The organism is Mycolicibacterium sp. MU0053 (assembly GCF_963378095.1).
In the GTDB taxonomy this organism is placed as follows: Bacteria; Actinomycetota; Actinomycetes; order Mycobacteriales; family Mycobacteriaceae; genus Mycobacterium; species Mycobacterium burgundiense.
Window position 1 is genome coordinate 2,367,155 of sequence record NZ_OY726397.1, and the last position, 23,542, is coordinate 2,390,696.

Sequence of the window (23,542 nt, forward strand, 5' to 3'; positions counted from 1 at the left end):
GTGACCCAACCAGAGACGTCGCTGGCCGGCGGGAGCTGGCGCGAGCTGCTCGGCCGGAAGTACGTCGGCGCGTCCGCGGTTCTGGCCGGCGGCGTGTTGCTGTACGCCACCAACGAGTTCCTCACCATCAGCCTGCTGCCGAGCGCGGTCGAGGAGATCGGCGGTCAGCGCTACTACGCGTGGGTCATGACGGTCTACCTGGTGGCCTCGGTGGCGGGGGCTACCACGGTCAGCGCCCTGCTGGCTCGATTCGGACCACGGCTGGCGTACCTGGGTGGGCTCGCGGTCTTCGCCGGCGGCAGCACGGTTTGCGCCCTTGCGCCGAGCATGGAGATGCTGCTGGTCGGCCGGGTGGTGCAGGGCGCAGCGGGTGGGCTGCTCGCCGGACTGGGCTACGCGGTGATCAACGCGGCGCTGCCGCAGTCACTGTGGACCAGGGCCTCGGCGTTGGTGTCGGCGATGTGGGGTGTCGGGACTTTTCTGGGTCCGGCCGGCGGTGGGCTGTTCGCCCAATTCGGTTCGTGGCGCTGGGCTTTCGGTGCCCTGGTGGCCCTGACCATAGCGATCGCGGTGCTGGTGCCCATCGCGCTGCCCCGACGCTCACGCGGCCACGAGGTGGTCGCGATCCGGGTCCCGGTGTGGTCGCTGCTGCCGCTGGGCACCGCGGCACTGCTGGTGAGTGTCGCCGGCGTCCCAGAGAACAGCGTCTACACCGCCGCCCTGCTGGTGGCGGGAGGGGTGTTGGTTGCGGTGTTCCTGGTGGTGGACCGCCGCACCAAGGATTCGGTGCTGCCGCCCACCGCGTTTCGGCCGGGACCCTTGAAGTGGATCTACCTCACCCTCGGGGTGCTGATGGCGGCGACCATGGTGGTGATGTACGTGCCGCTGTTCGGGCAGCGACTGGCTCAGCTGGCGCCGGCCACAGCTGGGGCCCTCGGGGTGACCTTGGCGATCGGCTGGACGGTGAGCGAGATCGTCAGCGCCTCGGCCGACCGGCGCGCGCTGGTGGCGCGGATCGTGTTCGCTGCGCCGTTGGTGATGGCGGTGGGCCTCGCCGCCAGCGCTCTGCTGGTGCGCGACGGGATGGACGCCTGGCTGGTGCTGGTCTGGGGGCTGGCGCTGCTGATCGCCGGGGTGGGCATCGGGATGGCGTGGCCGCATCTGTCCGCGTGGGCCATGACCCGGGTGGACGACCCCGCCGAAGGGCCGGTCGCCGCCGCCGCGATCAACACCGTGCAACTGATCTGCGGTGCCTTCGGCGCCGGTCTGGCCGGCGTCGTGGTGAACGCGGCCGGCAGCGGCGACGCCGGTGCCGCCCGGTGGGTGTTCGGTGTCTTCGCGGTGATCGCGGCGGTGGGTTGCGTGGCGTCCTATGGGGCCAGTCGCGAGCGTCGGATCACGGTGAGTTAAACCCTGGGGTCGCCGGCGCGAAGCTGGCAGCCTCAATGGCAGTGCGGGTGTGGCTGAGTGGCTAGGCACCGGCCTGCAAAGCCGTTTACACGGGTTCGAATCCCGTCACTCGCTCGCATGAGGCTCAACCACTTCGGGAGTACGGGTCAAATCCATACGAGTTCTTTCGCCGATCGTTCGGTCCTGGTCGCGGGATCGTGTGCTCGCCATGGCGGGCTTTGGCCATATGGCGACGCGGTGGTTGCCGTCGAACTCGGTCATTCCCACGCCCGCCTCGTGATCGAGATGAATAGACCCCATTTGAATGCCCGAATACGATCGGCCCATCCTCATCGGAACCGATTGGCACTCAAGAACATGAAAGCGAACCGTGGTCGGCTATCCACCTCTGATCCATATCAGTGTTGCTGAGCTCATCGCGGCCGCCGGGAACCCCTGGGCCGTCGACGCCACGCTGCGCGCTGGGGATGCCGGCCAGATCGCCGAACTGGCCCGGACATTCCTTGACGCCGCAGCCTGCGCCACCGAGACCTGGAATGAGTTTCTTGCCGCTAGCGAGCGGTTCGAGCAGTCGTGGAACCGAGAGACTGGCGAATTTCCGATCAACGACTCGGCGGAACTACAGCGGGTCGCGCTGAGCCTGCGAGTACAGCAGGACGAGCTACCCCTTATCGGAGTCAGCCTGCAGAACATCGCCGCCGATCTCGCCGAGGCGCAAAGGATGTCTGATCTGAAAATTGACAAGCTCGACGGCCAGTTGCAGTACGTTGACATGTTGATCGGTGACGCCTTGGCCGCCGATGCCGACGCCGACGTGTCCGGATACGAAGACCGTGCCATCGAATATGCAAGCAGCACAAAAGAATCAATCGAACGGCACCGTGATGCATACGTCGACAAACTGCAGCAGGCCGAGGCGGCGCTCCGGTTGGATCACGGCTACGACCCAGCGGCGATCGAGGACGCCGACGGCGACGGTCAGGCGGGCCCAGAAGAGCGGGGTCGCACCGCCCGGGACCACTATGACGCCAATCAGCGCATCGCCGACGAGGCCCTGATCAACGCTCCCGGCGAGATGACCCAGGAGCGGGCGGAGGCGGCCGCTCGGCTGCGCGATTTCGCTGTTGCGGGCGATCTTGACGCTGATCAGGAAGCGCGCAAGCTGGCAGGGGAGCGCCTCGATGATTTCCGCATGGCACATTTTGTCGGCCCGCTGCCCACGGATCCGGTGACCGGCGGCGATGCCCGGACGCGCGCCCGGAACCGGTTGGACGCGCAGCGCCAACTCGAGCAGGGAAGGGTCCCACTAGGAGACGGTGGTTATCTCGACATCCGCCCCACCACACCGGATCAGGCAACCGGGCTCATGGACGTCGCCGAGCGCGACACCAGAGCTGCCGTCATCCAACGGGCCCACGATCAACTCCTCGTGGCGGGGATGTCCGGTAATGGGGCTCGGGACGTGGTCAAAAACATGTTGGCGCCCATCGGCCTCGTCGCCACCGGAGCCGAGACGTATGGCAAGAATGTATCGACGAACTCGCACGCCTTGCCCGCCGCGCTCTCCCCGAACGACGCGAAGGTGCTCGCCAAGATCGCCGGTCCGGTCGGAACTGTCGCCAACATCTACATGCTGGGAATGGCTTTCGAGGATCTGCGAGCGGGTGGAAGCGGCGAAGACTTCGGTAAGACCGCTGGTGGCGTCTTCGGTGGAATAGGTGCGGGTACTGCCACCATGCTCACCGCGGGATCCTTCCTCGGGCCGGGAGGAACAGCTGTTGCCGCGGTGGGGGCGGTCATCCTTTTCGGCGGCATAGGGCCCTGGGACGGCCTCGGCGGACTGGCCGGAAGGGCGGTCGGCCGACAGTTCGACCCGCCGAAATGATGAGAGTGCAGCTATGACTGGAAGGGTGACGAAGTGCAACTATCTCCGACATTGAGCGGCCTCGCCCTAGTCACGCTGGCAGTAGGAACCGTGACGAGCCTGGTTCCGTTCTGGAAATCCGCGACGCTGTCGCCTGACGCGATCAAGCGCCGTTGCTACTGGACAGGATCCGTGGCGACCGTCGTGTTGATTTTCCTTTCCGCATGGCCGGGCTGGCAGGAGGGACTCTTCGTGGCCATCAGCATGGGGTTGTGTCTGGTCGCGATCGCGTTTCGCTACACCGGCCACATCAAGATCCGCGGCAGGATCTACGGGTTGCCGCAATACCGCGGGCCTGACCGGCCGCCCGCGCTGGCGCGCGACCGCAATCAGCGACCCGAGCAATAACGATTCACCCACCCACCTGAAATACCAGCAAGCCGAACACCGCGAACAGCAGCGCCACCCGCACCGCGTGCAGACGGTCCCAGCGCCGCGCCTCGTCCCGCGAAACATCCGCGGCGCCAACCCATCGACCGATCCGGTTGTTGATCGGCACCATCAACGTCACCGTGATCAGGACGACGATCGCCATCAGCGCGGCCGCCGTCGTCTCGAGCCAGTCGCCGCCCGAGAGTACGGCCGCGGCGATCAGCGCCACCAGTGTGGCGACGTACCAAAACGGCATCGCCTTGCCCAACACCCTGGCGTCGTCGCTGCGTGCCTGGGCAAATGCGCCGTCGGGAAGCCGACCGAGAACCGGATGGGTGAAGGCCGCGACGGCGAACTCGACGCCGGCCAACGGGCCGGCCAGGACCAGGGCAATGACTTCGATGATTTCCCGCATGCCTCGACCGTCCACGTTATGCTGACAAAAAACAAGGTACTGACAAATTTGTCAGCATTAGGAGGGGTTGTGGCGGTATCGAAGAAGGGCGTCAACGAATGTCCCATCGACACCGCGCTGACGGTCATCGACGGCCGGTGGAAGGGCACCATCCTGTGGCGACTGCAGGACGGTCCGATGCGCACGGCGGAGCTGCGCCGCAGCATCCCGGACATCACCGAACGGATGCTCATCCGGCACCTGCGTGAGCTCGTCGACGCCGGCATCCTCGACCGCCACGACGCGAAAACCGTGCCGCCGTGCGTGCACTATTCGATCTCGGAATACGGCATGACCCTCGCGCCGGTACTGCAGAGTCTGTGCGACTGGGGCCGAATCCACATGGCCCGCAATATGTGAGCGATCGGCGCGCGCCGGAACCGGTGCTGAACCCGCTGCGATCCGCCGACTTGAACGAAGCCGGGTTGCTCAGCCTCGACGCGAACCGACCGTGTCGCGGATCAGCAGGGACAATCCCCAGCTGACCAACGACAGCACGATGGCCGCCCAGATCGCGGTCCACCAGAACTGGTCGATGTCCAGGCCCCAATGGGTGGTGTTCCGGGTGATCCACGACGTGATCCACAGCATCAGGGCGTTGATGACGATGTGGATGAGGCCCAACGTCAGGATGTACAGCGGAATGGCCAGCAACTGGACTATCGGCTTGATGAATGCGTTGATGACGCCGAAAATTGCGGCCACCACAAAAATGATGCCGATTTTCTGCCCGGCATTGCTACCGCCGACAAAATAAACGCCGGGCACCGCCAACGTGACAATCCACAAGGCAAAGCCGGTGAGCGCGGTGCGCAGGAGGAAGGATCCCATGGCGTCGATCCTGACACGCGCGGCGGTTCGGCGCGAGATTTTGCGCACGTGCTCGGCATTCGGTGGCACCGGTTACCGCTGTCCGGCAACGGGTTTCGACCCCGCCAGCCGGGCTGCGGTGGCGCCGTGGAATACTGTGCGCGGCAACACCATTGGTTCGCGCCGAGGCCAACCGCCCTGGTTGCGCCCACAGTCGCACCCGCGCTTGTGAGATGGACCATAACCGGGACGGCGGTGAGGCGGGCCGCGGCGTCGGATGCCGATGTCGGCAACCTCACCCGGGGTGTCGACGACAGCCCTTTTCCGCTGGTAGCGGGGCAAAATAACATGTGAGCGACGTGGCCGTGTCGCGAATTGCACCCATCGGTGCACGGGAACGGGTTACTGTCTCGTTTGGCGTAGTACGAAACCGGTAACACTCCGGCTGACAATTGGATTACGGGAGGCTATGGATGAGCGGCTACAAGACCGTGGTGGTCGGCACGGACGGCTCGGATTCGTCGTTGCGTGCGGTCGACCGGGCGGGCGCGCTCGCCTCGGGCCCGGACGCGAGGGTCATCATCGCGACCGCGTATTTCCCTTCGCACGATGACACCCGGGCCGCGGATGTGCTCAAGGACGAGGGCTACAAGACCTCGGGCAACGCACCGATCTACGCAATCCTGCGGGAGGCCAAGGACCGCGCCAAGGCCGCCGGCGCGACCAACATCGAGGAGAAGGCCATCGTCGGCGCTCCCGTCGACGCGTTGGTCGAGCTTTCCGAAGAGGTCAGCGCCGATCTGCTGGTGATCGGTAACGTCGGGTTGAGCACCATCGCAGGACGGCTGCTGGGCTCGGTGCCGGCGAACGTCGCCCGTCGCTCCAAGATCGATGTGCTGATCGTTCACACCACGAACTAGCTGTTACCAACCGCGCTCGCGCCATTCGCCCAACCGCGGGCGTTCGGCGCCGAGCGTGGTGTCATCTCCGTGGCCGGGGTAGACGACCGTCGAGTCCGGGTAGACGTCGAACACGCGGGTGCTGACGTCGTCGAGTAGCCGTTCGAAGTCGCCGGGCTGCCAGGTTTTCCCGACCCCGCCCGGAAACAGGCAGTCGCCGCTGAACAACTGGGTGACGCCGCCGACCGCGTCGCCGGACAGCGCCAATGCCACCGATCCCGGGGTGTGGCCCCGCAGGTGGATAACCGCAAACTCGAGATTTCCGACGGTGACGGTGTCGCCGTCGGCGAGGGTCCGGTCCGGGGCCACGGGCAGCGGCTCGGCGTCGAGGGCATGGGCCGCGGTCGGGGCGCCGGTGGCCTGCGCGACGGCCTCCAGGGCCTGCCAGTGGTCGAAGTGCTGGTGGCTGGTGACGATCAGGGACACCTGCGGGGCGTGCTCGCGGATGACTTCGAGCAGGGTGTCGGCGTCGTTCGCCGCGTCGATCAGCAGGGTTTCGCCGGTGGCGGTACAGGTAATCAAATAGGCGTTGTTGTCCATCGGACCAACGGACACCTTGACGACGGTGGCACCGGGCAGGCTGCGGCGTGCCCCGCTACCTGGTTCGACGTGTCCGGTGTAGGTATCGGCGATGACGGTCATGCTGGCCAGGCTACTGGCCGTCGGCGGCTTGTCGGTACCGGCACATAGCATGGATGCGACGTTCACAACCAGACGTCCACAAGTGAGGAGTCGGGCCGGGTGGCTGACCGCTTAATAGTCAAGGGTGCGCGCGAGCACAATCTGCGCAGCATCGACCTTGACCTGCCCCGTGATGCCCTGATCGTCTTCACGGGATTGTCCGGGTCGGGGAAGTCGTCGCTGGCGTTCGACACGATCTTCGCCGAGGGGCAGCGCCGCTATGTCGAGTCGCTGTCGGCCTACGCGCGCCAGTTCCTCGGTCAGATGGACAAGCCGGATGTCGACTTCATCGAGGGTCTTTCCCCGGCGGTGTCCATCGACCAGAAATCCACCAACCGGAACCCGCGCTCGACGGTCGGGACCATCACCGAGGTCTACGACTACCTGCGGTTGCTCTACGCGCGGGCGGGCACCCCGCACTGCCCGGTCTGCGGTGAGCGCATCGCCCGCCAGACCCCCCAACAGATCGTCGACCAGGTGCTGGCGATGGACGAGGGGTTGCGGTTCCAGGTGCTGGCGCCCGTCGTGCGGACCCGCAAGGGCGAGTTCGTCGACCTCTTCGAAAAGCTCAACACCCAGGGCTACAGCCGAGTCCGGGTCGACGGCGTCGTGCACTCGCTGACCGACCCGCCCAAGCTCAAGAAGCAGGAGAAGCACGACATCGAGGTTGTGGTGGATCGGCTGACGGTCAAGGCGACCGCCAAGCAGCGGCTCACCGACTCGGTGGAGACCGCGCTGAACCTGGCGGACGGCATCGTCGTGCTGGAGTTCGTGGACCGCGAGGAGGACCACCCGCACCGCGAGCAGCGCTTCTCCGAGAAGCTGGCCTGTCCCAACGGGCACCCGTTGGCCGTCGACGACCTGGAACCGCGGTCGTTCTCGTTCAACTCGCCCTACGGCGCGTGCCCCGAGTGCGTGGGCCTGGGCATCCGCAAGGAGGTCGACCCCGAACTGGTGGTGCCCGACCCGGACCTGACGCTGGCCGAGGGGGCCATCGCGCCGTGGTCGATCGGGCAGAGCGCCGAGTACTTCACGCGGATGATGTCGGGACTCGGCGACGCGCTGGGCTTCGATGTCGACACCCCGTGGCGAAAGCTGCCGGCCAAAGCGCGCAAGGCCTTGCTCGAGGGCTCCAGCGAACAGGTGCATGTCCGTTACAAGAACCGGTACGGCCGTACCCGCTCCTATTACGCCGACTTCGAGGGCGTGATGGCGTATCTGCAGCGCCGCATGGAGCAGACCGACTCCGAGCAGACCAAGGAGCGGCTGGAAGGTTTCATGCGCGACATCCCGTGCCCGGAATGTCAGGGCACCCGGCTCAAGCCGGAGATCCTGGCGGTCACGCTGGCCGCCGGGGACCGCGGCGCAAAGTCCATCGCGGAAGTGTGCGCCCTGTCGATCTCGGACTGCTCGGATTTCCTGAACGCACTCACGCTGGGTCCACGCGAGCAGGCCATCGCGGGTCAGGTCCTCAAGGAGGTGCAGTCGCGGCTCGGGTTCCTGCTCGACGTCGGGCTGGAGTACCTGTCGTTGGAACGCGCCGCCGGCACGCTGTCCGGTGGTGAGGCGCAACGCATCCGGCTGGCGACCCAGATCGGCTCCGGTCTGGTGGGTGTGCTCTATGTGCTGGACGAGCCCTCGATCGGGCTGCACCAGCGCGACAACCGCCGGTTGATCGAAACACTCACGCGCCTCAAGGAACTCGGTAACACGCTGATCGTCGTCGAGCACGACGAGGACACCATCGCGCACGCCGACTGGGTGGTCGACATCGGCCCGGCCGCCGGCGAACACGGCGGAACCGTGGTGCACAGCGGGACCTACGCCGACCTGTTGACGAACCCCGACTCCATCACCGGGGCGTATCTGGCCGGCCGGGAGAGCATCGAGATCCCCGAGATCCGGCGGACCGTGGACCCCGACCGGCAACTCACGGTGATCGGCGCCCGGGAGCACAACCTCAAGCAGATCGAGGTGTCGTTTCCACTGGGTGTGCTCACCTCGGTCACCGGGGTCTCCGGTTCGGGTAAGTCCACGCTGGTCAACGACATCCTGGCGGCGGTGTTGGCCAACAAGCTCAACGGCGCGCGTAATGTGCCCGGCCGGCACACCCGCGTCACGGGCCTGGAGCATGTCGACAAGCTGGTGCGGGTCGATCAGTCACCGATCGGGCGCACGCCGCGCTCCAATCCCGCCACCTACACCGGGGTCTTCGACAAGATCCGGACGTTGTTCGCGGCCACCACGGAGGCCAAGGTGCGCGGCTATCAGCCGGGCCGGTTCTCGTTCAACGTCAAAGGCGGCCGCTGCGAGGCGTGTTCGGGCGACGGCACCATCAAGATCGAGATGAACTTCCTGCCGGACGTCTACGTGCCCTGCGAGGTCTGCCATGGCGCCCGGTACAACCGCGAGACCCTCGAGGTGCATTACAAGGGCAAGACCATCTCCGAGGTCCTCGACATGTCGATCGAGGACGCCGCCGAGTTCTTCGCCCCGATCACCGGGATTCACCGCTACCTCAACACCCTCGTCGATGTCGGATTGGGGTACGTCCGGCTGGGCCAGCCGGCCCCCACGCTGTCCGGCGGCGAGGCGCAGCGGGTGAAGCTGGCCGCCGAGCTGCAGAAGCGGTCGACCGGGCGTACCGTCTACATCCTCGACGAGCCCACCACGGGCCTGCATTTCGATGACATTCGTAAGCTGCTGAAGGTCATCAACGGTCTTGTGGACAAAGGTAATTCGGTGATCGTGATCGAGCACAACCTGGACGTCATCAAGACCTCGGACTGGATCGTCGACATGGGACCCGAGGGCGGCGCCGGCGGCGGCACCCTGGTGGCCGAGGGCACCCCGGAGGAGGTCGCGGCGGTTCCCGAGAGCTACACCGGCAAGTTCCTCTCGGAGGTGCTGACCGGGCGGGCGGCGGCGGTGAAGGCCAAGAAGAAGCGGGCACCCCGCAAGCGCAAGGTCAGCGCGTAGCGGGCGGCTGCTTCGACAGCGGGGAGGGGAACCGGGCCGCGATCCGCGTTCCGTCCAACCACTCGGTGAGCTCGGCGGCCTTGCTGTGCAACAGTTTTTGCTCGTCGCGGCCGATGTCCTCCAGCGGCTGCAGTTGCACCCGCGCGTCGGCGTCCTGGCGCCAGCCGCCGACGACCCGCCCGTTCACCCACGCGGTCGGGCCGGCGTTGCCGTTGCGGTCGAACACCTGATCGCGATGCCCGCCGAGGTACCAGTCGCGCTGGGACCACCCCATGGTGGTGGGGTCCAGGCTGGGCAACAGTGCCGCCCACGGCTCCGGATCCGGTTCGGGTTCCAGGTCGTCAGCCAGTGCGTAACCCGGCGCACCGTGCAGGTCGACCTCCACCGCGTCGACGGCGGCCAGGGCCTGCCGGGTGGCGGTGGCGGTCGCGCCGAACCACCACTTGATGTCGGTGAGACTCGCCGGTCCGAATGCACGCAGCCAGGCCCGCATCAGTTCGGCGCGGGCCGGCTCGGGCGCGACCACCTCGACCGGTGACCCCAGCCAGGCGGCGGTGCCGGCCCAACGCGGACGGGAGGTCGTCCAGCCGCCGTCGTTGGGGCCCCGGACCAGCTGCGCCTCGGCGGCGAGAACCGTGAGTACGCGCGGTGCCAGGTGAGCTGCACCGCCCCAGCGTTTACCGGGAGCCGGATCGTAGGTCCCGGCCAATTCGGGTAGCGCCGCGCGCATTTCGCTCGCGGTGGCGTGGCCGTGGCGGCCGAGATAGCCGCGCACCGCGGTCGCAGCGGCGGCCAACCATTGCGCGCCGTCCTCGGCCACCCCGGCCTTCTCGACATCGGCGATCAGCTTGCGGCGCTCGTTGTCGGCCACCCGGTTGCTGGACCCCGCCTGCACCGTCGCCAGTCGTTCGACCGGAAACACCCACAGCGTGCGGCGCATCGCGAGGTGCTTGACCAGGCAGCGGTCCTCGTAGAGGGCGCGATCCAACTCGGCCACGGTGAAGTCGGCGACCCGCGACCACAGCGACAGATACGGCGTGGCCGGGTCGGTCGCGTGCCAGCCGACCAGAGCGGCCGTGGCGGCGGGGACGGCCGCGGCGGCCGACCGTGCGGCGACCGGGGCGGCGAGGAAGTGTCGACGGCCGAGACGCGCCTTGCGTTCGGCCGGTGAGAAGCTGCGCATCCGTCAGTCGGCGTCCGCGGAGCCGTCGTCAGTCTCGGCAGCCGGGTCGGCCGGGTCGCGCATCGAGGCGCGGATCTGCTCGAGTCGGTCGGCCGCGGCCCGCTGCCGGGCCTCGAATTGCTCCTCGACGCGGCGCGCCTCCGGTGTCTCGGAGCCGAGTTCGACCGCGCCGACGGAAGTGCCGTACCGCGTCTCGATCTTCTCGCGGACCGAGTCGAAAGTCGGTACCCCGGAATCGGTGTAGCCGGTATCGGCTTTCGGTTCCTCGACGGGGTCCGGGTCGCTGTGGGCGTCGGGCATAGTGTCACCGTACTCCGGCGCCGGCACGTTAACGCGGCTTGGCCAACGGGAACGGCAACGTCTCGCGGATGCTGCGGCCGGTGATCAGCATGACCACCCGGTCCACCCCCATGCCGAGACCGCCGGTGGGCGGCATCGCGTACTCCATGGCCTGCAGGAAGTCCTCGTCCAGCGACATGGCCTCGGGGTCGCCGCCGGCGGCCAGCAGGGACTGGGCCAGCAGTCGGCGCCGCTGTTCGACCGGGTCGGTCAGTTCGCTGTAGGCCGTGCCCAATTCGACACCCCAGGCCACCAGATCCCACCGCTCGGCGACACCGGGCTTGCTGCGGTGCGGCCGGGTCAGCGGCGACACCGAGGTGGGGAAGTCGGTGTAGAACGTCGGCGCCTCGGTCCGGTCCTCCACCAGATGCTCATACATCTCGAGCACGACTGCGCCACTGTCCCAATGGGTTTGGTAGGCGATACCGGCGGCGTCGCACAGCCGGCGCAGGGCGGACAGATCGGTGTCGACGTCGATCTGTTCGCCGAGGGCCTCCGACACCGCGTCGTGCACCGTCTTGACCGGCCAATGCCCGGCGATGTCCACCGGCTCCAACCGGCCGTCCGGGCGAGGCCGCAGCACCACCTGTTCGCCGTTGGCGGCCAGCGCGGCATTCTGGATGAGCTCTCGGCAACCGTCGATCCACACCAGGTAGTCGGCGTGGGCCTGATACGCCTCCAACAGGGTGAATTCCGGGTTGTGGCTGAAGTCCACCCCCTCGTTGCGGAACGCCCGGCCCAGCTCGAACACGCGCTCCACCCCGCCGACGCAGAGTCGTTTCAAGTACAGCTCGGGCGCGATCCGCAAATACAGGTCGAGGTCGTAAGCGTTGATGTGGGTGAGGAACGGGCGGGCGTTGGCGCCGCCGTGGATCTGCTGCAGGATGGGGGTCTCCACCTCCAGGAACCCATTGCCGAACAACGTGTCCCGAATCGCGCGGAGCACCTGGCTGCGGGCCGTGATCAGGGCGCGGGACTCGGGGTTGACGGCCAGGTCGACGTAGCGGGCGCGGACCCGGGCCTCCGGATCGGAGAGACCCTTCCACTTGTCGGGCAACGGCCGCAGGCATTTTCCGTTCAACCGCCAGCGCTGCACCAACACCGACCGGGTGCCGGTGTTGCTCACCCCCATCGTCCCGCTCACCTCGACCAGATCGCCCAGGTCGGTGGCGGCGGTGAAAGCCGACAGCGCGCTGTCGTCGTCCAGTGCCGCGCTGTCCATGAGCAACTGGACCTCGCCGGACCAGTCCCGCAGTTGGGCGAACAGCACCCCGCCGTAGTCGCGCAACCGCAGGAGTCGGCCCGCCACGGTGACCGCGGTACCGTCGGCCGCGTCGAGGGCCTCGGTGATGGTGTGGCTGGGCGGCCGACCGGGCGGGTAGGCGTCGACTCCGCGGGCCTGCAGTGCCGCGAGCTTGTTGATCCGGACCCGGACCTGTTCGGGCAGCACGGGTCCCGGGGCGTCGTCGAGGAGCGCGGCCGGCAGCCGGTCGAGGTCCGGCGCCGACCCGTCGTCGTGCAGGACGCCGGACGCGGCCAGCGCCGGTGGCACCGCGGGGTGCACGCCGGTATGCGCACGGGTGCGCCGGCCGAACGGCAACACCAGGAAGCCCTCGGCGATCACCGAGGCGATCCCCACCCGCGGGATCAACCGGGTGTCCTCGTAGCAGGCGTAGCGCGGCACCCATTCGGGCTGATACTTCATATTCGACCGATACAGCGACTCGAGCTGCCACCACCTCGAGAAGAACACCAGCAACGCCCGCCACCGCCGGGCGACCGGTCCGGCGCCCAGTTGCGCGCCCTGCTCGAACGCCGACCGGAACATCGCGAAGTTCAACGAGATTCGGCTGACACCGAGGGCCTCGGCGTGGGCGCAGAGTTCACTGACCATCAGCTCGATGGTGCCGTTGGGGGAACCGGGGGAGCGGCGCATCAGATCCAACGACACCCCGGTGCTGCCCCACGGCACCAACGACAGCATCGCCACGGCCTCGTTGTCCGCGGCGGGATCGCTGCGGACCGCCTCCACCAACAGACAGTCGGCGTCCGCCGGGTCGCCGAGGCGTCCCAGCGCCATCGAGAACCCGCGTTCGGTGTCGGTGTCGCGCCATGCGTCGGCGCGCTGCACCACCTGCGTCATCTCGTCGGCGGACAACTCGCGATGCCGGCGGATCCGGACCGACAGCCCCGCGCGCCGGGCACGGGTCACCGCCTGGCGGACCGGCTTCATCTCCGGGCCGGACAGCTTGTAGGTGTCCGGATGCAGGATGGCCTCGTCCCCGAGTTCCAAGGCATTGAGTCCGGCATCCCGAAAGACCTGTGCGGCTTGAAGACCGGCGCCCATGACGCCGGGTGCCCAGCCGTAGGACTCGCACAGCCGCAGCCATGCCGCCACCGCCTGCGGCCAGGACCGCGGATCGCCGATCGGGTCGCCGCTGGCCAAGCACACCCCGACCTCGACCCGATAGGTGATCGCCGCGCGGCCATCGGGGGCGAAGACCACGGACTTGTCGCGACGGGTCGCAAAATAGCCCAGCGAGTCGTTCTTGCCGTACACCGACAGCAATCCGCGGATCGCGGACTCATCCTCACCGGTGAGCGCATTGTCCGCGCGCTGCGAGCGGAACAACACGATGGCGGCGGTCATCAACGCCAGCGCCCCGAACAGCCCGAGCGCGGCGTTGACCATGACGTGCGGATGACGGCCGTCGAACACGCCGGCGTCCACCCCCGCGAAGGCGAAGACCCGGTTCGCGGCGTAGGGCAACCGCTCGGCCGGCTGCAGCGTGCCCGGGAACAGTTGCAGCAGTCCCCAGCCGGTGACGATGCCGATCGCCATCCCGGTCAGCAGCGCCGCCGCGGCCTTGAGCAACGCGCCCCGGCGCACCCTTGCCCAGAATTCGTTGCGTGCCAGCAGTAGAAAGACGATTGCGGCCAGGTGAAAGGCCAGCCCGATGACCTCGCCGATCTCTTCGCGGACCGACTCGGCACCGGTGGCCAGGTCGACGATGTTGGTGACGCCGGCCGCAACCATGTACAGCAGCAGGATCCACCAGGCGACCCGTTTGCGGGCCGCCAGGGCCGCGGCCAGCAGGGCAAGCACGAAGGCCCAGGCGAAGCTGGTGTCGGGGAAGTTGAAGAGGTAGTCGTTGACGAATTCCCGGGGGGCGCGGATGAGCCACCGGACCGGGTGGGACACGCTGGCGATCAGCGATAGCGTGGCGATGATGCCGATCGTCCAGCCGGCCGCTGCGGGTACCCAGCGATGGCGAGAAGATCCGCGCGTTATCGGCCCGGCAGCGAGGCTCATGTGCCGGAGGTTATTCGCTGCCGGCGCGGTTTGCGCGGTAGAACCGCGGACTGTTACCAGACCGGTCCGGTGTATTTCTCGCCCGGTCCCTTGCCCGGCTCCTCGGGGGCGGCGCTGGATTCGCGGAAGGCCAACTGCAGGCTCTTCAGCCCGTCGCGTAGCGGCCCGGCATGCGGCCCGAGGTATTCGACGCTGGCGGTGATCAGCCCGGCCAGCGCGGTGATGAGGCGGCGCGCCTCGTCCAGATCGCGATGGGGACTTTCCTCGGGGTCCGGGTAGGACAACCCGATCTTCTCGGCGGCGGCGCTCATCAGCATCACGGCCGACCGGGTGATCACTTCGACCGCCGGAATCTCGGCGAGTTCGCGCACGGCGGGGTCGGCGGGTTGGTCGGGGCCGGTGGCCTCGGGCACGATTCTCGGGTCATCGCTCATGCCTGCTAGACTGGCATGCGCGACCGTCTCGGCAACTGCCGGGACAGCAAGTGGAGTCCCGCTCCCACCGCTGACCTTCCGGGTTAAGCGGTCCGGTCACCGGCAGCCTAGCTGCCAGTTCCGCCCCGGTTTCACCTGGGCGGGCGGCTAGCCGCCGCGATCGGTCGGCATTCGGGCCCTGCTATTTGAGCAGGGCTTTTTGCTGAACTGGGTGGGGTTCCCGAGTGGACCACAACCAGGGAGGCCCCATCAGCACTGAGACCCGCGTCAACGAGCGCATTCGTGTACCTGAAGTCCGATTGATCGGCCCCGGCGGGGAACAGGTAGGCATCGTGCGCATCGAAGATGCACTCCGCGTTGCCGCGGATGCCGATCTCGACCTTGTCGAAGTAGCTCCCGATGCCAGACCACCGGTCTGCAAGATCATGGACTACGGCAAGTACAAGTACGAGACGGCACAGAAGGCACGCGAGTCTCGCAAAAACCAGCAGCAGACCGTCGTCAAGGAACAGAAGCTGCGTCCCAAGATCGACCCCCACGACTACGAGACCAAAAAGGGTCACGTCGTGCGCTTCCTCGAAGCCGGGTCCAAGGTCAAGGTGACGATCATGTTCCGCGGGCGCGAGCAGTCCCGCCCCGAGTTGGGTTACCGACTGCTGCAGCGCCTCGGCGCCGACGTGGCCGACTACGGCTTCGTCGAGACGTCGGCCAAGCAGGACGGCCGCAACATGACGATGGTGCTGGCACCGCATCGCGGCGCGAAGACCCGTGCGAAGGCAGCGCAAGACGCTGACGCGCCGAGTCAGCGACCAAGCGAAGCGGCCACGGCAGCAGAACCGCCGCCCACCGACACAGCAGAATCAACACAGAACTGAGGATCCATGCCCAAGGCCAAGACCCATAGCGGTGCTTCGAAGCGGTTCCGTCGCACCGGAACCGGCAAGATCGTGCGTCAGAAGGCCGGACGTCGGCACTTGCTCGAGCACAAGTCCAGCAGGCGCACCCGTCGTCTCGACGGCCGCACCGAGGTGGCGCCCGCCGACACCAAGCGCGTCAACGCGATGCTGAACGGCTGAGTCCGTTAGCCAGCTCGAACATTTCTGACTTTCTCGACCGAACGATAGGAACATCCAATGGCACGCGTGAAGCGGGCAGTCAATGCCCATAAGAAGCGTCGTGAAATCCTCAAGGCCTCGAAGGGCTACCGCGGACAGCGGTCGCGGCTCTACCGCAAGGCCAAAGAGCAGCAGCTGCACTCACTGACCTACGCCTACCGGGACCGCCGCGCCCGCAAGGGTGAGTTCCGCAAGTTGTGGATCTCGCGGATCAACGCCGCGGCCCGCGCGAACGACATCACCTACAACCGGCTGATCCAGGGCCTCAAGGCCGCGGGCGTCGAGGTGGACCGGAAGAACCTGGCGGAGATCGCCGTCAGCGACCCGGCGACGTTCACCGCCCTCGCCGAGGTGGCCAAGGCCGCCCTGCCCGAGGACGTCAATGCGCCGGCATCCAACGCTGGAGAGGCCGCCTGAGCCTGCCGGCTGAATCGGTACTGACTGAACGCTCGGCCCGTGTGACCGCGGCAGCAAAACTGCTGCGGCACACGGGCCGAAAGCGTGCTGCGCGCTTCCTGGCCGAGGGACCCAACCTCGTCGAGGCCGCGCTGGCGCGCGGCGTCGTGGCCGAGGTGTTTGTCACCGAGGAGGCCGCGGGGCGCCATCATGGGTTGCTGGCCGGCGCCGACGTCCCGGTCCGGCTGGTCACCGAGCGGGCGGCCAAGGCGCTGTCGGACACCGTGACTCCGGCCGGACTGGTGGCAGTCTGCGAATCGCTCACCGCCACGATGCCCGACGTGCTGGCGGCTCGGCCGCGGCTGGTCGCGGTGGCGGTGGGGATCTCCGAACCCGGCAACGCCGGCACCCTGATCCGGATCGCCGACGCGATGGGCGCCGGCGCGGTCGTGCTGGCCGGCCACAGCGTGGACCCGTACAACGGCAAGTGTCTGCGCGCCTCCACCGGGAGCATCTTCGCGATCCCCGTGGTCGTCGAGCCCGACACCGTGGCCGCGGTGAACGCGTTGCGCGACAACGGACTTCGGGTACTGGCCACCGCGCTCGACGCCGACGCAGAGCTGGCGGCGGTCGAGTTGACCGGGCCGACGGCCTGGCTGTTCGGGCCGGAGGCGCAGGGCTTACCGGCCGAGGTGGCCGCGCTGGCACAGCAGCGAGTGCGCATCGAAATGCCCGGCGGCGCCGAGAGTCTGAATGTGGCCGCCGCGGCGGCGATTTGCCTGTATCAGAGCGCGCGAGCGCACGCCGACTAGTTCAGGCCGCGGGACGACGCCCGCGGGCCGGTCGCAACGCCGCGAGCGAGAACGTCGTATGCACCAGCGAACCGGCGCGCTCCACCAGCGCCTTCGGGCTCGGTGGGATGGGCACCGGCGGCCGCGGGAACGGTGACTTGCGCTGCGGCGCATAGTGCATCGGCAACCCCTTGCGGTCGCGCGGGGGATCGGTGAAGAACGGCGCCTCCACCAGGGGAGCATCGGCCGGCAGCTGTCCGGCCGCCCGCCGATAGGCCGACAGGGCCCGCGGGTGCAGGCGGATCTCGTCGGGCACCGCCCAGAACGCGATCTCGACCGCCTTGCCGATCAGCCGTAGCAGCACCTCGTCGCCCGGGGTCCAGCGCATCCCGGCCCGCTCGCGGATCGCCGGGTCGAACACGCCGGCGGCGATCCAGCGCTGGGCGGCCAGCATCGGACGAAACATCTGATCCCACAACGGCGTCGGCATCAAGACGAACTTCGGCTTGGGGATCCGCATGGTCAAGATGTCCAGCGTGGCGGGGTTGATCTCGAGTTCTTCGCGGCAGGTGCGATCCCAGTACTCGCAGAAGTCCTCCCAGCTCTTCGGTACCGGCCGCATACTCATGCCGTACATCGCGTACCACTGCACGTGTTCGTCGAACAGTTGCCGCTTCTCGGCCTCGGTCAGTCCGCCGCAGAAGTATTCGGCCACTTTGATGATCAGCATGAAGAACGTGGCGTGCGCCCAGTAGAAGGTGTCCGGGTCCAGGGCGTGATAGCGGCGGCCCGTCGCGTCGGTGCCCTTGATGGTGTCGTGGAAACCCCGGATCTGGGCGCCGGTCTGGGCCGCGCGGTCACCGTCGTAGACCACGCCCATGATCGGATACACCGAGCGGGTGACGCGCTGCAACGGTTCGCGCAGCAGGATCGAATGGTCCTCCACGCCGGCCCCGAGCTGCGGATACATGTTCTGGATCGCCCCGATCCACACTCCCAGGATGCCGGTGCGGATGTCGCCGAAATACTTCCAGGTCAGCGAGTCCGGACCCAGCGGATCCGGCGTGTCAGAGGGCTTTGCATCGGCGGTGGTGGTCATCGGCCCTCCTCATCCGGTGGACAGGTGACCCCACGCTATATCTGACAACCGCTGTTGTCTACGGCTTCGGCGCGCGTGGTGGGTTCTGTTATCTACCCGCCGTCGCAACGCCACGTGCATGTGACTAGCGGTTCGGCCCGGCACGTGGAATCGCCGTCCAGGGCCGTTGGTCAGTTCTGGGGCGAGCACATACGCTGACCCGAGTGGAGCCCGAACCGCCTGAGGACGAGCTACGAGGGGCCGGCCGGGAACTCGACGGCGGCCGGCTCGACGAGACCGATCACCGCCCCGAGTTGGTGGCCCTCGTCAAGCGCGCGCGTCGGCTGCTGCCCGGCGATCCGGAGTTCGGCGACCCCCTGTCGACGGCGGGCCAGGGCGCCCCGCGAGCGGCCGCCCGCACCGCCGACAAGTTCCTCCGGGGACGCGATGCGGCCTCGCGTGAGTTGAGTCTGGCCGGTCTGCAGGTGTGGCAGGCGCTGACCGAGAAGGTGGCGCGGCGGCCGGCGAACGCGGAGGTCACCATTGTCTTCACCGACCTGGTCGGCTTCTCGGCGTGGTCGCTGACGGCAGGTGACGACGCCACCCTGCGCCTGCTGCGCCGGGTCGCGGCGGCCGTCGAGCCACCGCTGCTGGAACGGGGCGGCCACATCGTCAAGCGGATGGGCGACGGCACCATGGTGGTGTTCCGCAGTCCGACGGTGGCCATCGCCGCCGCCGTCCGGGCCCACGAGGCGCTCGAGCTTGTCGAGGTGGACGGTTACACGCCGAGGATGCGGATCGGGATCCACACCGGACGCCCGCAACGCATCGGGTCGGACTGGCTCGGCGTCGACGTCAACATCGCGGCCAGGGTGATGGAGCGCGGCACCCGCGGCGGCATCGTCGTCTCGGGAGCCACCCTGGAATCGGTCACCGGTGCGGATCTCGAGCAGCTCGGGGTGAGCGCCAAGCGGGTGCGCCGACCGGTGTTCGCGGCCCGGCCCAGCGGCGTCCCCACCGACCTGATGATGTACTGGCTGCGCACCCGCCGGGACGCCGGGGTCGACGGCGAGGGCTGAGGCTCAACGGAATTCGTCGGCGGAAGCCTCGACCCAGTCCGACCGCCACGACAGCGGAGCCGGGTCCTCGAGCAATTCCCGGGCATCAGCCACTCGTAGAGCTCGGCGTAGGTCCGGGTGCCGTGGCGTCCGGACCGCCGATTGAGCATCGAGGGGTCCAGTTCGGCGAAGCTGTCCAGGCCCATCGACGCCACCAGTTGCGCGGCGGTCTTGTCCGGCACGTGCAGGGCCTGGGCCAACCCGGGATCCTGGGTTGCGACTCCGGTGGGGCAGCGGTTGGTGTTGCACTTCAACGCCTGGATGCAACCGACGTCGCCCTTGGTCCCCTTGGCGCGCTCGTAGACCATGTCGCGGGTCTCGCGGTCGAATGGCGTGCAATCAGGTAGCGCACGTGCCCGATGATCGGGAAGGCCCGCAGGATGCTGTGCCGGGTTTGCAGCAGCCACCACGCGGGGTGGCCGAGGACGGCCGGCAACCCCAACAGGACGGCCGCGGCCATGACCCCGGCGACCAGCAATGACCTCAGCACGGCGCGAGGGTACCAACGGTCATCACCTATGATCAGCACTGGCGTCACACCGGTGTCGCAACTGTTGAGGAGGCTCACACCGAGTGGGTGACGAACTGGATTTGTCGGGCGAAGCACTGGACGCCGCAGTCGTCGCGGCCCAGCAGGCGTTCGAGGCCGCCGCCGACATCGATGCGCTGACCAAGGCCAAGACCGCGCACCTCGGTGACCGGTCGCCGTTGGCGCAGGCGCGCCAGGCGCTGGGCGGTCTGCCCAAGACCGAACGCGCCGATGCCGGTAAGCGGGTCAACGTCGCGCGCGGTGCGGCTCAGCAACTCTTCGAGGACCGGCTCGCGGTGCTGCGTGCCGAGCGTGACGCGGCGGTTCTGGTGTCCGAACGCATCGACGTCACGCTGCCGTCCACCCGGCAGCCCACCGGCGCCCGGCATCCGATCACCATCCTGGCCGAGCACGTCGCCGACACCTTCGTGGCGATGGGCTGGGAACTGGCCGAGGGCCCGGAGGTGGAAACCGAGCAGTTCAACTTCGATGCGTTGAACTTCGGCCCCGACCATCCGGCCCGCAGCGAATCCGACACCTTCCACGTGGCCCCGGAGGGCTCGCGGCAGCTGCTGCGCACCCACACCTCGCCGGTGCAGGCGCGCACCCTGCTGGCCCGCGAGCTGCCGGTCTACATCATCTCGATCGGTCGCACCTTCCGCACCGACGAACTCGACGCCACCCACACCCCGGTGTTCCATCAGGTGGAGGGCCTGGCCGTCGACCGCGGCCTGACCATGGCGCATCTCAAGGGCACCCTCGACGCGTTCGCGCGGGCGCTGTTCGGTCCGGAGGGCCGCACCCGGGTGCGGCCGCACTTCTTCCCGTTCACCGAGCCGTCGGCGGAGGTGGACGTGTGGTTCGCCAACAAGAAGGGCGGCCCCGGCTGGGTCGAATGGGGCGGCTGCGGCATGGTCAACCCGAATGTGTTGCGCGCGGCCGGCATCGACCCGCAGGAGTACTCCGGCTTCGCCTTCGGCATGGGCCTGGAACGCACGCTGCAGTTCCGCAACGGCATTCCCGACATGCGCGACATGGTCGAGGGCGACATCCGGTTCTCGCTGCCGTTCGGGGTGGGTGCCTGATGCGTCTGCCCTACAGCTGGCTGCGTGAGGCCGTGCGCGCGGGCGCGCCGGACTTCGACGTGACCCCCGCCGAACTCGAGCAGGCGTTGATCGGCGTCGGCCACGAGGTCGAGGACGTCATCGCGCTCGGCCCCGTCAGCGGTCCGCTGACCGTGGGCCGGGTGACCGAGATCGAGGAACTCACCGAGTTCAAGAAGCCGATCCGGGCCTGCAAGGTGGCGGTGGGGGAGTCCGAGCCCCGCGACATCGTCTGCGGCGCCACGAATTTCGTGGTCGGTGACACCGTGGTGGTGGCCTTGCCCGGCGCCACGCTGCCCGGCGATTTCCAGATCGCCACCCGCAAGACCTACGGCCGGATCTCCGACGGCATGATCTGCTCGGCCGCCGAACTCGGCCTCGGCAGCGACCAGTCCGGGATTCTGGTGCTGCCCGCGGGCACCGCAGACCCGGGCGCCGACGGCCTCGAGGTGCTGGGCCTCGACGATGTGGTGTTCGACCTCGCCATCACCCCCGACCGCGGCTACGTATTGTCGGTGCGGGGGGTGGCGCGCGAAATCGCCTGCGCCTACGACCTGCCGTTCGTCGATCCGGCCGAGGTGGCACCGCTGCCCGTCGAGGGCGAGGCCTGGCCGCTGACAGTCGACCCGGCCACCGGCGTCAGCAGATTCGCGCTGCGCCCGGTCACCGGGATCGATCAGCATGCGCGGTCGCCCTGGTGGCTGCGTCGGCGCCTGATGCTGTCCGGGATCCGGCCCATCTCGCCAGCGGTGGATGTCACCAATTACGTGATGCTCGAACTCGGCCACCCCATGCACGCCCATGACCGGACCCGCATCCACGGCGGCTTCGCGGTGCGCTTCGCGCGGCCGGGCGAGACCGTCACCACCCTCGACGACATCGAACGCAAGCTGGATCCGGGCGACGTGCTGATCGTCGACGACGTCGCCACCGCCGCCATCGGTGGCGTGATGGGCGCGGGCAGCACCGAAATCAACGACGGCTCAACGGATGTGCTTCTCGAGGCCGCGATCTGGGATCCGGCCGCCGTCTCGCGGACCCAGCGTCGACTGCACCTGGTCAGCGAGGCCGGCCGGCGCTATGAGCGCGCGGTGGATCCGGCCATCTCGGTGGCCGCGCTGGACCGCTGCGCCACGCTGCTGGCCGAGATCGCCGGCGGCACCGTCGAACCCACGCTCACCGACTGGCGCGGTGATCCGCCCCGGCAGGACTGGTCCGGCGCTCCGGTGCGGATGCCCGTCGACCTGCCCGACCGGATCGCCGGCGTGCGCTACGACGACGGCGTCGTCGCGGCGCGGCTGACCCAGATCGGCGCTCGGGTCGCCGTCGATGAGACCGACCCCGCGGTGCTGGTGGTGACGCCGCCGAGCTGGCGTCCTGACCTGGTGCAACCGGCTGACCTCGTCGAGGAGGTGCTGCGCCTCGAGGGCCTCGACACCATCCCGGCGGTGCTGCCGGCGGCGCCGGCCGGACGTGGTTTGACCGCGACCCAGCAGCGCCACCGCGCCATCGGAAAGTCGTTGGCGCTGTCCGGGTTCGTCGAGATCCTGCCGACGCCGTTCCTGCCGGCCGGGGTCTTCGACACCTGGGGTCTGGCCGACGACGATCCGTGGCGGAACACGGCCACCGTGCTCAACCCGCTGGAGGCCGACCGCCCGCACCTGGCCACCACCTTGCTGCCGGGGCTGCTGGAGGCGTTGGGGCGCAATGTCGCCCGCGGCACCGCCGACGTCGCGTTGTTCGGGATCGCGCAGGTCGTCGAGCCCACCGAGCAGACCCGCGCCGTCGAGCTGATCCCCACCGACCGCCGCCCCACCGACGCCGAGATCGCGGCGCTGAACGCGTCGCTGCCGCATCAGCCCCAGCACGTCGGCGTGGTGCTGACCGGCCTGCGGGAACCGCGCGGCCCGTGGGGGCCGGGGCGGTCCGTCGAGGCCGCCGACGCGTTCGAGGCGGTCCGCATCGTGGCGCGGGCGTGCGCGGTCGAGGTGTCGCTGCGACCGGCCCAGCGGCTGCCGTGGCACCCGGGCCGGTGCGCCGAGGTGTTCGTGGGCGAGACCAGCGTGGGCTTCGCCGGACAACTGCACCCCGCGGTCGTCGAACGGGCCGGGTTGCCCAAGGGCACCTGCGCGGCCGAACTCGACCTCGAGGCGATCCCGATCACGGTGCCGCTGCCGGCGCCGCGGGTCTCCCCGTTCCCGGCCGTGTTCCAGGACGTCAGCCTGGTGGTCGACGACGACGTCCCCGCGCAGGCCGTCATCGACGCGGTCCGGGCGGGCGCGGGTGACCTGCTCGAGGCGGTCGAGTTGTTCGACGTCTACACCGGCCCGCAGATCGGGGCGGGCCGCAAGTCGCTGACGCTGGCGCTGCGATTCCGCGCCCCCGATCGGACGCTGACCGAGGACGAGGCCAGCGTCGGCCGCGAGGCCGCGGTCCGGCACGCGAACGCCGCCGTCGGGGCCACCGCGCGGACCTGATTTCGGCGCGGTTTCCCGCGGCCAGCGCCGGTTTCCGCGCCCAAATCGCTGCCGCGACGGAATTAGTTTGCATATGA

Annotated in this window: 22 protein-coding genes, 1 tRNA gene and 1 pseudogene; 15 read left to right on the top strand and 9 right to left on the bottom strand. The window is 68.4% G+C overall.

Features of this window, described 5'->3' with window-relative positions; all coding sequences use genetic code 11:
- The 4 genes from RCP80_RS10920 to RCP80_RS10935 all read left to right on the top strand — a co-directional run bounded on the left by RCP80_RS10920 (window position 1) and on the right by RCP80_RS10935 (window position 3,682).
- Window positions 1–1,410 carry an MFS transporter gene (locus RCP80_RS10920; protein WP_308482335.1) on the top strand — a complete coding sequence of 470 codons (1,410 nt, stop codon included), beginning with the start codon at window positions 1–3 and terminating at the stop codon, window positions 1,408–1,410.
- Window positions 1,411–1,453: 43 nt separating this feature from the next.
- A tRNA-Cys gene (locus RCP80_RS10925) sits at window positions 1,454–1,524 on the top strand.
- Between the two features lie 256 nt (window positions 1,525–1,780).
- Complete coding sequence (locus RCP80_RS10930) at window positions 1,781–3,295, top strand: putative alpha/beta hydrolase (RefSeq protein WP_308482336.1); 1,515 nt, start codon at window positions 1,781–1,783, stop codon at window positions 3,293–3,295.
- A gap of 33 nt (window positions 3,296–3,328) precedes the next feature.
- Window positions 3,329–3,682: a hypothetical protein gene (locus RCP80_RS10935; RefSeq protein ID WP_308482337.1), complete on the top strand. Its 354-nt coding sequence runs from the start codon at window positions 3,329–3,331 to the stop codon at window positions 3,680–3,682.
- A gap of 4 nt (window positions 3,683–3,686) precedes the next feature.
- Here the strand turns inward: RCP80_RS10935 and RCP80_RS10940 are convergent, their stop codons facing one another.
- Window positions 3,687–4,121: an anthrone oxygenase family protein gene (locus RCP80_RS10940; RefSeq protein WP_308482338.1), complete on the bottom strand. Its 435-nt coding sequence runs from the start codon at window positions 4,119–4,121 to the stop codon at window positions 3,687–3,689.
- 69 nt (window positions 4,122–4,190) lie between these two features.
- On the opposite strand from RCP80_RS10940, the gene RCP80_RS10945 reads away from it, so the two are divergent.
- Window positions 4,191–4,520 carry a winged helix-turn-helix transcriptional regulator gene (locus RCP80_RS10945; protein WP_308482339.1) on the top strand — a complete coding sequence of 110 codons (330 nt, stop codon included), beginning with the start codon at window positions 4,191–4,193 and terminating at the stop codon, window positions 4,518–4,520.
- Between the two features lie 69 nt (window positions 4,521–4,589).
- On the opposite strand, the gene RCP80_RS10950 is transcribed toward RCP80_RS10945, so the two are convergent.
- Window positions 4,590–4,991 carry a phage holin family protein gene (locus RCP80_RS10950; protein ID WP_308482802.1) on the bottom strand — a complete coding sequence of 134 codons (402 nt, stop codon included), beginning with the start codon at window positions 4,989–4,991 and terminating at the stop codon, window positions 4,590–4,592.
- Window positions 4,992–5,443: 452 nt separating this feature from the next.
- Between RCP80_RS10950 and RCP80_RS10955 the strand changes: the two genes are divergently transcribed.
- Window positions 5,444–5,890, top strand: a complete 447-nt coding sequence (locus RCP80_RS10955; protein ID WP_308482340.1) for a universal stress protein — start codon at window positions 5,444–5,446, stop codon at window positions 5,888–5,890.
- 3 nt (window positions 5,891–5,893) lie between these two features.
- Here RCP80_RS10955 and RCP80_RS10960 read toward each other — a convergent pair whose 3' ends face one another.
- Window positions 5,894–6,571 (bottom strand): MBL fold metallo-hydrolase, encoded by a 678-nt coding sequence (locus tag RCP80_RS10960; RefSeq protein WP_308482341.1) that lies wholly within the window; start codon window positions 6,569–6,571, stop codon window positions 5,894–5,896.
- A gap of 99 nt (window positions 6,572–6,670) precedes the next feature.
- On the opposite strand from RCP80_RS10960, the gene uvrA reads away from it, so the two are divergent.
- Window positions 6,671–9,589 carry an excinuclease ABC subunit UvrA gene (gene uvrA, locus RCP80_RS10965; protein ID WP_308482342.1) on the top strand — a complete coding sequence of 973 codons (2,919 nt, stop codon included), beginning with the start codon at window positions 6,671–6,673 and terminating at the stop codon, window positions 9,587–9,589.
- On the opposite strand, the gene RCP80_RS10970 is transcribed toward uvrA, so the two are convergent.
- Genes RCP80_RS10970 through RCP80_RS10985 form a run of 4 tightly spaced genes read right to left on the bottom strand, consistent with a single transcriptional unit; the run spans window position 9,579 to window position 14,858 of the window.
- The gene (locus RCP80_RS10970) at window positions 9,579–10,772 is read right to left on the bottom strand and encodes a winged helix DNA-binding domain-containing protein (protein WP_308482343.1); all 1,194 of its coding nucleotides are present in this window, start codon (window positions 10,770–10,772) and stop codon (window positions 9,579–9,581) included. The two genes, uvrA and RCP80_RS10970, sit on opposite strands and share 11 nt — an antisense overlap.
- A gap of 3 nt (window positions 10,773–10,775) precedes the next feature.
- Window positions 10,776–11,072: a hypothetical protein gene (locus RCP80_RS10975; protein WP_308482344.1), complete on the bottom strand. Its 297-nt coding sequence runs from the start codon at window positions 11,070–11,072 to the stop codon at window positions 10,776–10,778.
- Window positions 11,073–11,100: 28 nt separating this feature from the next.
- Window positions 11,101–14,424, bottom strand: coding sequence for a bifunctional lysylphosphatidylglycerol synthetase/lysine--tRNA ligase LysX (gene lysX, locus RCP80_RS10980; protein ID WP_308482345.1), 3,324 nt, complete (start codon window positions 14,422–14,424; stop codon window positions 11,101–11,103).
- Window positions 14,425–14,477: 53 nt separating this feature from the next.
- The gene (locus RCP80_RS10985; protein ID WP_308482346.1) at window positions 14,478–14,858 is read right to left on the bottom strand and encodes a DUF1844 domain-containing protein; all 381 of its coding nucleotides are present in this window, start codon (window positions 14,856–14,858) and stop codon (window positions 14,478–14,480) included.
- 224 nt (window positions 14,859–15,082) lie between these two features.
- On the opposite strand from RCP80_RS10985, the gene infC reads away from it, so the two are divergent.
- From infC to RCP80_RS11005, 4 genes are read left to right on the top strand one after another with little or no spacing between them, the layout of a single operon-like run.
- Entirely contained in the window at window positions 15,083–15,733 is a 651-nt protein-coding gene (infC, locus tag RCP80_RS10990) for a translation initiation factor IF-3 (RefSeq protein WP_308482347.1), read from the top strand.
- 6 nt (window positions 15,734–15,739) lie between these two features.
- Window positions 15,740–15,934 (top strand): 50S ribosomal protein L35, encoded by a 195-nt coding sequence (rpmI, locus tag RCP80_RS10995; protein WP_308482348.1) that lies wholly within the window; start codon window positions 15,740–15,742, stop codon window positions 15,932–15,934.
- A 57-nt stretch (window positions 15,935–15,991) separates the two neighbouring features.
- Window positions 15,992–16,390, top strand: coding sequence for a 50S ribosomal protein L20 (rplT, locus tag RCP80_RS11000; protein ID WP_308482349.1), 399 nt, complete (start codon window positions 15,992–15,994; stop codon window positions 16,388–16,390).
- A gap of 2 nt (window positions 16,391–16,392) precedes the next feature.
- Complete coding sequence (locus RCP80_RS11005) at window positions 16,393–17,181, top strand: TrmH family RNA methyltransferase (RefSeq protein ID WP_308482803.1); 789 nt, start codon at window positions 16,393–16,395, stop codon at window positions 17,179–17,181.
- A gap of 1 nt (window position 17,182) precedes the next feature.
- On the opposite strand, the gene RCP80_RS11010 is transcribed toward RCP80_RS11005, so the two are convergent.
- Window positions 17,183–18,259 carry an oxygenase MpaB family protein gene (locus RCP80_RS11010; protein WP_308482350.1) on the bottom strand — a complete coding sequence of 359 codons (1,077 nt, stop codon included), beginning with the start codon at window positions 18,257–18,259 and terminating at the stop codon, window positions 17,183–17,185.
- A 293-nt stretch (window positions 18,260–18,552) separates the two neighbouring features.
- On the opposite strand from RCP80_RS11010, the gene RCP80_RS11015 reads away from it, so the two are divergent.
- On the top strand, window positions 18,553–19,317 hold the full coding sequence (locus RCP80_RS11015; protein WP_308482804.1) for an adenylate/guanylate cyclase domain-containing protein: 765 nt from the start codon (window positions 18,553–18,555) through the stop codon (window positions 19,315–19,317).
- Window positions 19,318–19,320: 3 nt separating this feature from the next.
- On the opposite strand, the pseudogene RCP80_RS11020 reads toward RCP80_RS11015, so the two are convergent.
- Window positions 19,321–19,628: pseudogene (locus tag RCP80_RS11020) on the bottom strand (glutamate synthase-related protein); the annotation flags it as partial.
- An 80-nt stretch (window positions 19,629–19,708) separates the two neighbouring features.
- On the opposite strand from RCP80_RS11020, the gene RCP80_RS11025 reads away from it, so the two are divergent.
- The 3 genes from RCP80_RS11025 to pheT all read left to right on the top strand — a co-directional run bounded on the left by RCP80_RS11025 (window position 19,709) and on the right by pheT (window position 23,465).
- Window positions 19,709–19,837 (top strand): hypothetical protein, encoded by a 129-nt coding sequence (locus RCP80_RS11025; RefSeq protein WP_308482351.1) that lies wholly within the window; start codon window positions 19,709–19,711, stop codon window positions 19,835–19,837.
- 92 nt (window positions 19,838–19,929) lie between these two features.
- Window positions 19,930–20,970 carry a phenylalanine--tRNA ligase subunit alpha gene (gene pheS / locus RCP80_RS11030; protein ID WP_308482352.1) on the top strand — a complete coding sequence of 347 codons (1,041 nt, stop codon included), beginning with the start codon at window positions 19,930–19,932 and terminating at the stop codon, window positions 20,968–20,970.
- The gene (gene pheT, locus RCP80_RS11035; RefSeq protein WP_308482353.1) at window positions 20,970–23,465 is read left to right on the top strand and encodes a phenylalanine--tRNA ligase subunit beta; all 2,496 of its coding nucleotides are present in this window, start codon (window positions 20,970–20,972) and stop codon (window positions 23,463–23,465) included. Before pheS ends, pheT begins: the two co-directional genes overlap by 1 nt.
- Window positions 23,466–23,542: the final 77 nt, after the last annotated feature.